Annotated in this window: 11 protein-coding genes; 7 read left to right on the forward strand and 4 right to left on the reverse strand. The window is 70.9% G+C overall.

Annotation, left to right across the window (positions count from 1 at the left end):
* The first annotated feature begins 5 nt into the window (after window positions 1-5).
* The 7 genes from ACWC5C_RS16150 to ACWC5C_RS16180 all read left to right on the forward strand — a co-directional run bounded on the left by ACWC5C_RS16150 (window position 6) and on the right by ACWC5C_RS16180 (window position 6,666).
* Window positions 6-419: a roadblock/LC7 domain-containing protein gene (locus tag ACWC5C_RS16150; protein WP_009714791.1), complete on the forward strand. Its 414-nt coding sequence runs from the start codon at window positions 6-8 to the stop codon at window positions 417-419.
* 93 nt (window positions 420-512) lie between these two features.
* Window positions 513-923 (forward strand): DUF742 domain-containing protein, encoded by a 411-nt coding sequence (locus ACWC5C_RS16155; RefSeq protein WP_009714792.1) that lies wholly within the window; start codon window positions 513-515, stop codon window positions 921-923.
* Window positions 904-1,491: a GTP-binding protein gene (locus ACWC5C_RS16160; RefSeq protein WP_385439319.1), complete on the forward strand. Its 588-nt coding sequence runs from the start codon at window positions 904-906 to the stop codon at window positions 1,489-1,491. Before ACWC5C_RS16155 ends, ACWC5C_RS16160 begins: the two co-directional genes overlap by 20 nt.
* A gap of 337 nt (window positions 1,492-1,828) precedes the next feature.
* Window positions 1,829-4,897: a nitrate- and nitrite sensing domain-containing protein gene (locus tag ACWC5C_RS16165; RefSeq protein ID WP_450876005.1), complete on the forward strand. Its 3,069-nt coding sequence runs from the start codon at window positions 1,829-1,831 to the stop codon at window positions 4,895-4,897.
* Between the two features lie 10 nt (window positions 4,898-4,907).
* Entirely contained in the window at window positions 4,908-5,321 is a 414-nt protein-coding gene (locus ACWC5C_RS16170; RefSeq protein WP_009714795.1) for a roadblock/LC7 domain-containing protein, read from the forward strand.
* An 87-nt stretch (window positions 5,322-5,408) separates the two neighbouring features.
* Window positions 5,409-6,107 (forward strand): DUF742 domain-containing protein, encoded by a 699-nt coding sequence (locus ACWC5C_RS16175; protein ID WP_450876006.1) that lies wholly within the window; start codon window positions 5,409-5,411, stop codon window positions 6,105-6,107.
* Entirely contained in the window at window positions 6,088-6,666 is a 579-nt protein-coding gene (locus tag ACWC5C_RS16180; RefSeq protein WP_450876007.1) for a GTP-binding protein, read from the forward strand. Before ACWC5C_RS16175 ends, ACWC5C_RS16180 begins: the two co-directional genes overlap by 20 nt.
* 106 nt (window positions 6,667-6,772) lie before the next feature.
* Here ACWC5C_RS16180 and ACWC5C_RS16185 read toward each other — a convergent pair whose 3' ends face one another.
* The 4 genes from ACWC5C_RS16185 to cimA all read right to left on the reverse strand — a co-directional run bounded on the left by ACWC5C_RS16185 (window position 6,773) and on the right by cimA (window position 13,481).
* The gene (locus ACWC5C_RS16185) at window positions 6,773-7,015 is read right to left on the reverse strand and encodes an acyl-CoA carboxylase subunit epsilon (RefSeq protein WP_450876008.1); all 243 of its coding nucleotides are present in this window, start codon (window positions 7,013-7,015) and stop codon (window positions 6,773-6,775) included.
* 24 nt (window positions 7,016-7,039) lie between these two features.
* Window positions 7,040-8,623 carry an acyl-CoA carboxylase subunit beta gene (locus ACWC5C_RS16190; RefSeq protein WP_385446842.1) on the reverse strand — a complete coding sequence of 528 codons (1,584 nt, stop codon included), beginning with the start codon at window positions 8,621-8,623 and terminating at the stop codon, window positions 7,040-7,042.
* Window positions 8,624-8,867: 244 nt separating this feature from the next.
* Window positions 8,868-11,279: a polysaccharide lyase 8 family protein gene (locus tag ACWC5C_RS16195; RefSeq protein ID WP_450876009.1), complete on the reverse strand. Its 2,412-nt coding sequence runs from the start codon at window positions 11,277-11,279 to the stop codon at window positions 8,868-8,870.
* Between the two features lie 603 nt (window positions 11,280-11,882).
* Window positions 11,883-13,481 carry a citramalate synthase gene (gene cimA / locus ACWC5C_RS16200; RefSeq protein ID WP_450876010.1) on the reverse strand — a complete coding sequence of 533 codons (1,599 nt, stop codon included), beginning with the start codon at window positions 13,479-13,481 and terminating at the stop codon, window positions 11,883-11,885.
* Between the last annotated feature and the right edge of the window lie 57 nt (window positions 13,482-13,538).

The raw sequence follows: 13,538 nt of genomic DNA on the forward strand, positions 1-13,538 counted from the left end.
GCCCGATGAGCCAGGCGGCGCAGAATCTGAACTGGTTGATCACCAACTTCGTGGACAACACCCCCGGGGTGTCCCACACGGTGGTGGTCTCCGCCGACGGACTCCTTCTGGCGATGTCCGAAGGCTTCCCGCGTGACCGAGCCGATCAACTGGCGGCGGTCGCCTCCGGCCTGACGTCCCTCACGACCGGGGCCTCGCGCATCTTCGAGGGCGGCACGGTCAACCAGACCGTCGTCGAGATGGAACGGGGCTTCCTGTTCATCATGTCCATCTCCGACGGCTCCTCCCTCGCCGTACTCGCCCACCCCGAGTGCGACATCGGCCTCGTCGGCTACGAGATGGCCCTGCTCGTCGATCGCGCGGGCAACGTCCTCACCCCCGACCTGCGCGCCGAATTGCAAGGCAGCTTGTTGAACTGACCCCCGACCGCCAGCCCGGCCGTACGGCCGGGCGCCCCCCACCGGCACCGACCGACGGCACAGTCGTCACCTTGTTGTCCGACCGGAGGACTCATGACCCCGCCCCCTGCCTCGACCGGCCCGTACGGCGGCCATCACCACTCGCCGTACGGGGGTGAAGGCGACCAGCCATTGGTGCGTCCCTACGCCATGACCGGAGGCCGGACCCGGCCGCGCTACCAGCTCGCCATCGAGGCACTGGTCAGCACCACGGCCGACCCCGCGCATCTGGCGGGACTGCTCCCCGAGCACCAGCGCATCTGCCATCTCTGCGGGGAGGTCAAGTCCGTAGCGGAGGTGTCGGCGCTGCTGAACATCCCCCTCGGAGTGGCGCGGATCCTGGTGGCCGACCTGGCGGAAGCCGGCATGGTGGCCATTCACCAGCCGGGGGGCAGCTCGGAGACGGGCGGTACGCCGGATGTGACACTGCTCGAAAGGGTGCTCAGTGGACTTCGCAAGCTCTAGCGGCGGCGCCCCGCCCGCCCGCACGACCACCTCGGCGAAGATCGTGGTGGCGGGCGGCTTCGGCGTGGGCAAGACCACGTTCGTCGGCGCGGTCTCGGAGATCAACCCGCTGCGCACCGAAGCCGTGATGACGTCCGCCTCGGCGGGCATCGACGACCTGAGCCATGTGCAGGACAAGACCACGACGACCGTGGCGATGGACTTCGGCCGCATCACGCTCGACGACGACCTGATCCTGTACCTGTTCGGCACCCCCGGACAGGACCGGTTCTGGTTCATGTGGGACGACCTGGTCCGCGGCGCCATCGGCGCCATCGTCCTCGTCGACACCCGCCGCCTCGCCGACTGCTTCCCCGCCGTCGACTACTTCGAGAACTCCGGACTGCCCTTCGTCATCGCCCTCAACGGCTTCGACGGACACCAGCCCTACGCTCCGGAGGAAGTTCGCGAGGCGCTGCAGATCGGCCCGGACACCCCGATCATCATTACGGACGCGCGCCACCGCAGCGAGACCAAGAGCGCCCTTATCACATTGGTCGAGCACGCGTTGATGGCCCGGCTCAAGTAGGGGCAGATCGCCGGAGGTTGTCCGACAGCGAAGGTACGAGCGGGCTGTGTCCAACGACACGGCCCGCTCGTACCTTCATAACGTTTCGACAGAGAAAAACGCGGCTCTTCGACACGGAGCGCATGCGGGCGACTCCGCTGAGCACTCAATTAGTTCGGTATTTGACATGCCTCACCCTTAACGCCCGTTTTATCTCTGGTCTAGACAACAGACTGAGCGGTTTGCACAGTGTTTGGAAAGCACCAGCGGGGCGTGCTGGAATTCGCTGAACTGGGCAGTAGAGGGCTCAACTGGGAACGGCACGAGATCGGTGCCGACGCCGAGAGGTTTTGGTCGAGTGAGGCGAAGCACGCCGGACCCCGCGCAAGAAGCGCGAGGGAACTTCACCCCGCCGCCGCGTACACGCACTGCGGCACCGCCCGCAGACGCGTCGGATCCGCCCGCCCCCACCGGTGGCCGGATCACCCCGCGGAACTGGGGGGTGCGCACGCGGCTTTACGCCATTTTGCTCATCCCGGTGCTGGTGGCGCTGGTTTTCGGTGGCTTCCAGGTGCAGGCGTCGTTCGCCACCTGGAACGAGGCGCAGGACGCGGAGCGCACCGCCAAGCTGGTCCGGGCCGCCGAGAGCTACGCCCACGCCCTGGTCGACGAGCGTGACCGCACCGCGGGACCGCTACTGACGGGCACCAATGAGGACGTGGTGCGCAAGATGCGCGCGACGACCGACACGATGAAGAAGCAGTTCGACGACGCGGCCGCCGACATGCCGCAGACGGCGACCCTCAAGCGCCGCCTCAAGGCGTTCCGGGCGACCGAACCCCAGCTGGCGGCGCTGCGGCGGAACGCCTACACCGACCGGCTGGGCGCGGTGAAGACCGAAGAGGGCTACGTCGGCGTCGAGCACTCGCTGATCGAGTTCGCGAACGAACTGGGCCTGGGCACCGGCAACATCACCTCCTACGGCCGCACCGTCTACGCGGTCTCGCTGGCCAAGGGCGCCGAGTCGCTGCAGCGCTCCATCGGTACGCATCTGCTGGTCAAGCCGGGTCCTTCGGCGGCCGACCGCAAGACCCAGCTGACCGCTTTCGGCAGCTATGTCTACCTGGAGGGCATCGCCCTCGGGGAGTTCAACGCCGCCGGTACCCCGGAGGACGTGACCCGTCTGGAGGACACCCTCACCGCGGCCAAGAAGCGGGCCGACGAGCAGGGCGCCGCGGCGAAGCAGAAGGCCGAGTCGGAGGGGAAGACGTACGCCGAACCGCCCTCCATGGACCGGATGGTCCAGGCCATTGCCGGTGGTTCGTCACCCAAGGACCTCGCGGACCAGGGCATCACCCCGGACACCTGGTTCACCGCGTCCACGGTCAAGTTCGACGCGTACCGCGACGCCGAGCAGAACCTCGTCGACAAGGCCGTGAACGAGGCATCGCAAATATCCGCGAACGCAAAGCAGGACACGATCGTGAACTCCGCGATCGTGCTCGTCGCCCTGCTCGTGGCGTTCATCGTGGCCGGCCGGATGGCCCGCTCGATGAGCCACAGCATGCTCCAGCTGCGCAACGCCGCCTTCGACGTGGCCGAGCAGCGGCTGCCCATGGTGGTCGACCAGCTCTCCCGCACCGACCCGGGCCGGGTGAACACCCGGGTCACCCCGATCCCGATCAACACCAAGGACGAACTGGGCGAGGTCGCCCGCGCCTTCGACCAGGTGCACCGCGAGGCGATCCGTCTCGCGGCCGAGCAGGCGATGCTGCGGGGCAACGTCAACGCGATCTTCACGAACCTTTCCAGTCGCAATCAGGGGCTGATCGAGCGGCAGCTCACCCTGATCTCGGAACTGGAGAGCCGGGAGGCCGACCCGGACCAGCTGGAGCACCTCTTCCGGCTGGACCACCTGGCCACCCGTATGCGCCGCAACGGCGAGAACCTGCTGATCCTCGCGGGCGAGGAGCCGGGCCGCCGCTGGAACCAGCCGGTGCCGCTGATCGACGTGCTGCGCGCCGCCTCGTCCGAGGTGGAGTCGTACGAGCGGATCGAACTGGCCGGGATCTCCGAGAGCGAGATCCACGGCACGGCGGTGACCGACCTCGTCCATCTCCTCGCCGAGCTGCTGGAGAACGCCACCACCTTCTCCTCGCCGCACACCAAGGTGCGGGTCACCGCGACCCGGCTGCCGGACGGCCGGGTGGTCGTCGAGATCCACGACAAGGGCATCGGCCTGACCGCCGAGGACTTCGCCGACATCAACCACAAGCTGGCCAAGCCGCCGACCGTGGACGCCGCGGTCTCCCAGCGCATGGGCCTGTTCGTGGTCGGCCGCCTCGCCGACCGGCACGGCATCCGGGTGCAGCTGCGCCCGGCCGGTGAGCAGGCGGGCACCACCTCGCTGGTGATGCTGCCCGAGGCGATCACCCACGGCGGTGGCGGCGAGGAGCTGCCCCAGGAGGACTTCACGGTCTCCCGGCTCGCCCCGGAGCCGGATCCGCAGCCCACGTACACCGCCGAGGACGCCGCGCTGTCCTCCCGTACGGCCGCTGAGCTGGGCTTCGACGACTCGTCATACGCCCAGGAACAGCTTCAGCGGCAGTACGGCGGGATGCAGGCCATGCAGCCCGAGCAGGAGCCCCGGCACGACCCGGCCGGGCCCGACCTGCTGGCCCAGCCAGGCCCCGATCTGCTGGCCCAGCCGGGGCCGGGACCGGTCGCTCCCGGGTACCAGGATTCCGCCTTTTCTGAACCGGAAGCGGACTTCACCGCCCAGACGGAGCCGGAACAGCAGCCGTATGTCGGCTACAACTCACCTTCCCAGCAGGGAGAGTGGGGCGATTCCGGATCTTTTGAAAACCCCTTCGCGTCGCAGTTCGGGACGCAAACGGAATCGGGACCCGGCGGTCCCGAAGTTTCCCGGGACCGCGTAGAGTTCCACCGTCCGGGCCCCTCTCCGAGCGGCGTCCACTCGATGACCGACGCGGGGCTCCCGCGCCGCGACAGGCAGTGGCAGCCGTCCGAGGAGACAGGGGCACAGGCGGCAGTCGGGGAGCCGGCGGCGCCCGCGGCGCCGGAACGGCCGCGGCAGGCCCCGCAGGAGGACGGTAACCGGTGGCAGTCGGAGAACGACCAGCGCTGGCACCGTGCCGAACAGCTCCGTGAGCCGAAGGCCGGCGGAGTCACCTCCTCCGGTCTGCCCCGGAGGGTACCCAAGGCCAACCTGGTCGAGGGTGCCGCGGAGCCCACCGGACAGGGTGGCCCCCAGGTCTCCCGGGCCCCGGAGGACATCCGCGGCAGGCTCAGCAACCTGCGCAGCGGCATCCAGCGGGGACGCGACGCGGGATCCGGGATCCCCCCGCGTGACCAGCATGACCAACAGGGCTTCGGCCCCGGCAGCACCTACGATCAGGAGCGTTAGTGTGAGCCCGATGAGCCAGGCGGCGCAGAACCTGAACTGGTTGATCACCAACTTCGTGGACAACACCCCCGGGGTGTCCCACACGGTGGTGGTCTCCGCCGACGGACTCCTTCTGGCGATGTCCGAAGGCTTCCCCCGTGACCGAGCCGATCAATTGGCGGCGGTCGCCTCCGGCCTGACCTCGCTCACCGCCGGAGCCTCCCGCATCTTCGAAGGCGGCGCGGTCAACCAGACCGTCGTCGAAATGGAACGAGGCTTCCTCTTCATCATGTCCATCTCCGACGGCTCCTCCCTCGCCGTACTCGCCCACCCGGAGTGCGACATCGGCCTCGTCGGCTACGAGATGGCCCTGCTCGTCGATCGCGCGGGCAACGTCCTCACCCCCGACCTGCGCGCCGAATTGCAAGGCAGTCTTCTCAACTAGCAAACATGGAGTGCGTTTCGCGCCACCGCGCCATAGGGTGCGGTGGCGCGACCGGCCGACAGGCACGTTGGAGTTGGAGGAGGAAACGTGGCAACGCCCCCTAGCGGATATCCGTACGGCCATGGGCAGCCGTCCGAACCGCGCGGAGAAGCCCCGATGAAGCGCTTCAACTTCCCCTCCGCGCCCAGCAGCCAGTCCCGCTCCCCGTACCCGGGCGACCAGTCCTGGGATTACCCGGGCGATCAGTCCTGGGATTACCCCGGCGAGCAGGCCCAGGAGCCGATGCCCCCGCAGCCCCACATCCCACAGGGGCAGCAGGACCTCTACGCGCCCTCCTACGCGCCTCCCGAGAGTCCGATGTACGAACCACCGCAGCCACCCCGCATCCAGCCCGTACAGCCGCCTCAGCGCCTCGCACCGGAACCTTCCCCCACGGGGGGCGCGCATAACCCCCTGGTGCGGCCGTACGCCATGACCGGGGGCCGTACCCGGCCCCGGTACCAGCTCGCCATCGAGGCACTGGTACACACCACGGCCGATCCCAGCCAGCTCCAGGGCCAGCTGCCCGAGCACCAGCGGATCTGCCAACTGTGCCGTGAGATCAAGTCGGTCGCCGAGATCTCCGCACTGCTCACCATCCCCCTCGGCGTCGCCCGAATCCTCGTAGCCGACCTGGCCGAGGCCGGGCTCGTCGCCATTCATCAGCCCGGCGGCGACGAGTCCGCCGGCGGCCAGCCTGACGTGACACTGCTCGAAAGGGTGCTCAGTGGACTTCGCAAGCTCTAGCGGTGCAGCCCGCTCCACCACCTCCGCGAAGATCGTGGTGGCGGGCGGCTTCGGCGTGGGCAAGACCACGTTCGTCGGCGCGGTCTCGGAGATCAACCCGCTGCGCACCGAAGCCGTGATGACGTCCGCCTCGGCGGGCATCGACGATCTCACCCACGCGCCGGACAAGACCACCACCACGGTGGCCATGGACTTCGGCCGCATCACGCTCGACCAGGACCTGATCCTGTACCTGTTCGGCACCCCCGGACAGGACCGGTTCTGGTTCATGTGGGACGACCTGGTCCGCGGCGCCATCGGCGCCATCGTCCTCGTCGACACCCGCCGCCTCGCCGACTGCTTCCCCGCCGTCGACTACTTCGAGAACTCCGGACTGCCCTTCGTCATCGCCCTCAACGGCTTCGACGGACACCAGCCCTACAGTCCCGAAGAGGTCCGTGAGGCGCTGCAGATCGGCCCCGACGCGCCGATCATCATCACGGACGCGCGCCACCGCAGCGAGGCCAAGAGCGCGCTGATCACGCTGGTCGAGCACGCGCTGATGGCCCGGCTGCGTTAGCGGCGCCGGTTTCCGGCGGGCCCCGGCCCGCCGGAAACCGGACGGTACCGGGTACGCGAAATCCCCCGCACTCCGATGGGAGTGCGGGGGATTTCGCGTTGGGGCGTCAGCCCTGCCAGCTGTGCGGGGCGCTGAACGCCGGGCGGCGCTCCAGGCGGCGCCAGCGCGCGGCGCTGCGGCGCGGGCGGACCGCGCCGCCGTCGCGCGAGTGACCGGCGGTGGCGGCCGCGCGGGCGAGCAGGACGGCGGTGACCGCGGCCAGCTCCTCGGCGTCGGCGTGGCCCTTCTCGACCCGGACCAGGGTGGCCGCCGCGGAGGCGGTATCGGCGATGTCGGTGGGCGTGCTCACGGTGTGTTCGTCTCCCTCGTGGCGTTACTGCGGCGGGTTGCCGTGCTTGCGGGACGGCAGGTCGGCGTGCTTGTCGCGCAGCATCGCCAGGGACCGGATGAGGACCTCACGGGTTTCGGACGGGTCGATGACGTCGTCCACCAGGCCCCGCTCGGCCGCGTAGTAGGGGTGCATCAGCTCGGACTTGTACTCCTTGACCATGCGCGCGCGCATGGCCTCGGGGTCGTCCGCGTCGGCGATCTGACGGCGGAAGATCACGTTGGCGGCGCCCTCGGCGCCCATCACCGCGATCTCGTTGGTCGGCCAGGCGTAGGTCAGGTCGGCACCGATGGACTGGGAGTCCATGACGATGTACGCGCCGCCGTACGCCTTGCGCAGGATGACGGAGATGCGCGGCACGGTCGCGTTGCAGTACGCGTACAGCATCTTGGCGCCGTGCCGGATGATGCCGCCGTGCTCCTGGTCCACACCGGGCAGGAAGCCGGGCACGTCGAGGAAGGTGATCAGCGGGATGTTGAACGCGTCGCACATCTGGATGAAGCGCGCGGACTTCTCCGACGCCTCGATGTCCAGCACCCCGGCCAGCGACTGCGGCTGGTTGGCGATGATGCCGACGACCTGGCCGTCGAGCCGGGTCAGGGCGCAGATGATGTTGGTCGCCCAGCGCTCGTGGACCTCCAGGTACTCGCCGTCGTCGACGATCTCCTCGATGACCTTGCGCATGTCGTACGGGCGGTTGCCGTCGGCCGGGACGAGGTCGAGCAGCGACTCGCCGCGCCGGTCGGCCGGGTCGTCGGCCTCGGCGGTCGGCGGGTTCTCCCGGTTGTTCTGCGGCAGCAGCGAGAGGAGGTAGCGCACCTCCTCCAGGCAGGTCTCCTCGTCGTCGTACGCGAAGTGGCACACGCCCGAGGTCTCGGCGTGCACGTCCGCGCCGCCCAGGCCGTTCTGGCTGACCTTCTCCCCGGTCACCGCCTGGACCACGTCGGGTCCGGTGATGAACATCTGGGACGTCTCGCGGACCATGAAGACGAAGTCCGTGAGCGCCGGGGAGTAGGCGGCGCCACCGGCGCACGGGCCGAGCATCACGCTGATCTGCGGGATGACGCCGGACGCCTTGGTGTTGCGCTGGAAGATGCCGCCGTAGCCCGCGAGCGCCGAGACGCCCTCCTGGATACGGGCGCCGGCACCGTCGTTCAGGGACACCAGGGGTGCCCCGGCCGAGATGGCCATGTCCATGATTTTGTGGATCTTGGTGGCGTGGGCCTCGCCCAGCGCGCCGCCGAAGATCCGGAAGTCGTGTGCGTAAACGAACACCGTCCGGCCGTGGACGGTCCCCCAGCCGGTGACGACCCCGTCGGTGTAGGGCTTCTTCGCCTCGAGCCCGAAACCGGTCGCGCGGTGCCGCCGCAGCGACTCCACCTCGTTGAAGGACCCCTCGTCCAGCAGGAGATCGATCCGCTCGCGAGCCGTCAGCTTGCCCTTGGCCTTCTGGGCCTCGGTCGCCCGCTCGCTCGGGCCGCGCCGAGCCTGCTCGCGGATCGCGTGCAGCTCGGCGACGCGCCCGCGGACGTCACTCGCCTCTTCGGGCGCACCTTCGAGATTGGTCATGGAACGACGGTACGTTCCCTGACCCCCGGAAACGCATGTCAATTCCATACAACGTCGGGCCCGTTTTCGTGGGCAGGCGGAACAGAACTGGACAGCGGATTTCCCCTTACCCGGCACCCCCAAGGGTCCGGAGGGCTGTCGGCACCCCACAATCTTGTGGGCGACGCCCCGTAACCGGTGGGCTTTACCACCCGAATGGCCGACGGCCGTCGGGGCCACGGCCCCGCGCTGCCTAGGGGATCCCCTAGAACAGCGCGAGCTCGCAGCGGTGGGTGGCGCAGGCCGTGCCGGGGGTGACGCGCAGCCGCAGCGCGGCGCCGGTGGCCAGCACCTCGACCGTGGCGTCGTGGGCCGTCACGGCGCGCACCGGGCGCGCCCAGCGCAGTTCGAACGGCTCCCCGGTGCGGAGCGGCTCGGCGATCGCGAGGTGCGCGGTGCGCGTTCCGGTACAGGTCCCTGTACGGGTCCTGGTACGGGTCCCTGTACGGCGCAGCAGCACGCTCGCCGGGGCGCTCGCGGTGAGCCCGCCCGCCGTGCCCGGGGCCCAGAAGTTCGCGGCCGTGACGCCGAGCGACGGGATGGCGATCGCCTGCCGGGCACCGGAGTTGGCGAGCACGGTCAGCCAGCGGCGGTCGGCGGCCCGGGCGGCGAGGGCGGCCGGGCCCGCGCCCGGCATCAGGAGGTAGGCGTAGTCCGCGCCATCGGGGTCGGTGCCGTGGTCGTGCCAGAGGGTGAGGTAGCGGCGGGTGACCGGGTCCGGGGAGCCGCCGGTGTTGATGTCCCGCCAGGAGCCGGTGCGGGCCTCGCGGCGAGTGCGGAGGGTGGCGCCGCCGGGGAAGACATAGCCGCCGTGCCCGGCGAGATGGGCCCAGCGGGCCCGGCGGAAGGTGCGGGTCCGGTCGGGGGCGGCGGGCTGGGGGACGCCGTCGACGGTGAGGGTGGGGGTACCGTCTGCGCCGAGGTTCCGGTTGTCGACGACGGTGGCGACGGGGGCGCCGTCGCGGGCGGTGATGTCCGCGCCGAGGCAGACGACCGCGTCGGCCACGCAGAACCAGGACTTCTTGGCGCGCAGCGTGGAGCCGAGCCCGCGCAGGTCCTGGCCGATGGCGGCGAACTCCCCATCCGTGGTGCCGCCGACCCAGCGCGCGGCGGGTTTGGGCTCGCCCCAGCCGCCGCCCTCGTTGTCGGCCAGTGGCCGGGCGGAGGCGGTGGTTCCGGGCAGCCGGTAGGGGTCGACGGTGGGCCAGAAGGCGTCCGTGTACTGGGACGCCGTGCGCTCACCGGCCCACCAGGAGAGCATTCCGGCGCCGGTGTGCCAGCCGCGCGGGTGCTCGCCGTTGCCGTTCTCGTAGTAGGCGATCCGGTCCGAGGCCATGGCCAGGGCGGCCGTCCAGCCGGGGCGCCGGTGCACAGCCCGGTCCATCGCCGGGAACAGCCGGTGGCCCACCGGCTCGGGCAGCGCCGGTCCCGGCCCGCTCGCCACGGCGGCCAGCCGCGCCAGGTCCGCGACGCCGAACTGCGGGTCGGTCAGCACGGGGTGGCCGGTGTCGCGTGCGATCCAGCCCCTGACCATGCCGTTCCAGCGCTCCCGCGCGGCGTCGTCCGCGCCCGCGCCGAGCAGCGCGATGGCGGCGAGGAGCAGATGGCCGCGCTGGTGGTCGCTCTGCGCGATGGCCCGTGGGTCGTTCGTCTGGACGCCGCGGCTGACGGCCCGGCCGGAGACGCAGTCCATCATCAGCCCGTCGTGCAGCAGCGGGGCGTACGCGTGCTCCACGCTGTCCAGGATGATCCGCCGGTTCGGGTCGGTGACCTCCCACTCCGACCCGGCCAGCAGCGCGAAGAGCCGACCGAGGCCGTCGAGCAGGACGTAGCCGTAGGTGCCGGAGTAGGCGACCCAGGTGTGCTGGATGAACGATCCGTCGGCGTAGAGCCCGTCGCCCTTCGTGACGTACGGGAAGACGGGCGACAGCGCGTCCCGGGCGAGCGCGACCTTGGCGGGCGCCGCGCCGAGGATGCCGCGCAGCGCCACGACCCGGCACAGGTCGACGCGGTTGGCGCCGGTGCTGGTGCCGGTGTAGTCGCCGAGCATGGTGTCGGGCACGAAGTGGTCGACGGCGGCGAGGCAGCGCGCCCGCCGCTCGCCGCCGAGCCGGTCGTACAGGACCGCGAGGGTGTCCAGGAGCAGCCGGGGGCTGCCGATCTGCCACTCCCACCAGTTGCCGTAGCGGGTGGTGCCGGGGTGGTAGACGGTGGCGTCGAGGTGATCGATGCCCCGGGCGATGTCGTCGGCGAGACCGGGATCGCCGGTGAGGCCGGTGCCGGGCTGGGCGTAGGCCTGGGCCATGGTGTTCAGGCGCGCGTAGCTCTGGGTGATCCCGGCGGGCGGGTCGAAGGGCTGGTCGGGCCAGAGCGAGGCAGCGGCGGGCGCCATGCCCGTACGGAACCCGGCGGCCAGCCGTCCGGTCTCGGCGAGACGACTGGCGTACGGCTCGGCGGCGGGGTCGTAGCCGGTGCCGAGCGCGAGGTCGGTCCAGCGCCGCCGCAGTACGCCGAAGTCCACCCCGGCGGCCCGGGCCTGCCCCGGCCATAACGCCCCGGCGGCGACCACGCCCAGAAACCCCCGCCGGGACCAGAAGCCGAACGGGCGCGCTGGCATGGGACCTCCTGAGGTGGCCGAACCTCCTGCGGTGAACCCGGGCAGCGGGATGATGCCCGGGTTCAGCGGCGTCCATACGCCCCGGGGGCACCCCCGCAGCGGGACGCCCCTCGCGCCGGGGACGCCCCCGCGACGCGCCCAACCGGCGGCACGCCCCGCAAGACGGCAACCCCTCAGCACGCGGCGCCCCTACAGCGCAGCGTTCCCCGCAGCACCGGCACCCCGCGCAAACGCGGCACCCCGCAAGTGCGGCGCCCCTGCGGCACGACGCCCCCACACAGGGGCGTTCCCGCAGCACCGGCATCCCTGCGGCGCGGCACCCCGCGCAACGCGGCACCCCCGCAAAAAGGCGACGCCCCTGCGGCACGGCGCCCCCCGCAGCGCAGCGTTCCCGCACCGGTATTCCTTCGGCGCGGCCACCGGCCACGTGGCATCCCCGCTCCGGGCACCCCCACGACGCGGCAACCCCTCAAACGCGGCGGCTTAAAAGCGCGCCCCAGGGGCGCCCCGCGGCGCCCAGGAGCAGCGGGTGGCGTTTCGTGGGACCGGCGGGGCCTTGCCCCGGGGCACTGGGGCCCCGGGGGCGGCCGGTCGGGTCCGGCGTTACTCCTGCGGCTCCACGCCCGCGCGCAGCAGGCCGTACGCGTACGCGTCGTCCAGGGCCTGCCAGGAGGCGGCGATCACGTTCTCGGCGACGCCTACCGTGGACCACTCCCCCTTGCCGTCCGTCGTGGAGACGAGGACCCGGGTCGTGGACTCCGTGCCGTGCTTGCCCTCCAGGATGCGGACCTTGTAGTCCACCAGCTCCATCCTGGCCAGCTGCGGGTAGATCCGCTCCAGGCCCACCCGCAGTGCCCGGTCGAGGGCGTTGACCGGACCGTTGCCCTCCGCCGTGGCGACGATGCGCTCGCCCTTGGCCCACAGCTTCACGGTCGCCTCGTTGGCGTGGGTGCCGTCCGGGCGGTCCTCGACGATCGCGCGCCAGGACTCGACCCGGAAGAAGCGGCGGGCCCGGCCCTCGGCCTCGGCGCGCAGCAGCAGCTCGAAGGAGGCGTCGGCGGCCTCGTACGTGTAGCCCGCCAGCTCGCGCTCCTTGACCCGCTCGACGACCCGCTGCACCAGGGCCCGGTCGCCGCCGAGGTCGATGCCCAGCTCCTTGCCCTTCAGCTCGATCGAGGCGCGGCCCGCCATGTCGGAGACCAGCATCCGCATCGTGTTGCCGACCTGCTCGGGGTCGATGTGCTGGTACAGGTCCGGGTCGACCTTGATCGCGGAGGCGTGCAGTCCGGCCTTGTGGGCGAAGGCGGAGACACCCACATAGGGCTGGTGGGTCGAGGGCGTCAGGTTGACGACCTCGGCGATCGCGTGCGAGATCCGGGTCATCTCCTCCATCGCGCCCTTGGGCAGCACCCGGCGCCCGTACTTCAGCTCCAGGGCGGCGACGACCGGGAACAGGTTGGCGTTGCCGACCCGCTCGCCGTAGCCGTTGGCGGTGCACTGGACGTGGGTGGCGCCCGCGTCGACCGCGGCCAGGGTGTTGGCGACGGCGCAGCCGGTGTCGTCCTGGGTGTGGATGCCCAGGCGGGCGCCGGTGTCGGCGAGGACGGTACGGACCACGGCGTCGATCTGGCCGGGCAGCATGCCGCCGTTGGTGTCGCAGAGGATGACCACGTCGGCGCCCGCCTCGTGGGCGGCGGAGACGACCCGCTTGGCGTAGTCGGGGTTGGCGCGGTAGCCGTCGAAGAAGTGCTCGCAGTCGAGGAACACCCGGCGGCCCTGGGACCGCAGGTAGGCGACGGTGTCGCCGACCATCGCCAGGTTCTCCTCCAGCGTGGTGCGCAGGGCCAGCTCCACATGGCGGTCGTGGGACTTGGCCACCAGGGTGATCACCGGGGCGCCCGAGTCGAGCAGCGCCTTGACCTGCGGGTCGTCCGCGGCGCTGACGCCCGCCTTGCGGGTGGCGCCGAACGCGACGAGCTGGGCGTGCTTGAAGTCGATCTCCGCTTGGGCACGGGCGAAGAACTCCGTGTCCCGCGGGTTCGCGCCGGGCCAGCCGCCCTCGATGAAGCCCACGCCGAAGTCGTCCAGGTGACGGGCGATGGTGAGCTTGTCCGCGACCGTCAGGTTGATGCCTTCGCGCTGCGCGCCGTCGCGCAGGGTGGTGTCGAAGACATGGAAGCTGTCGTCGGGCCGATCCTTCATGGTGGTCTGGCTCCTGTCGGATGGATCTCGGTCTACCGGAATGACCGGTTCCGCGCC

The sequence above is a fragment of the Streptomyces sp. NPDC001700 genome (genome assembly GCF_053596435.1).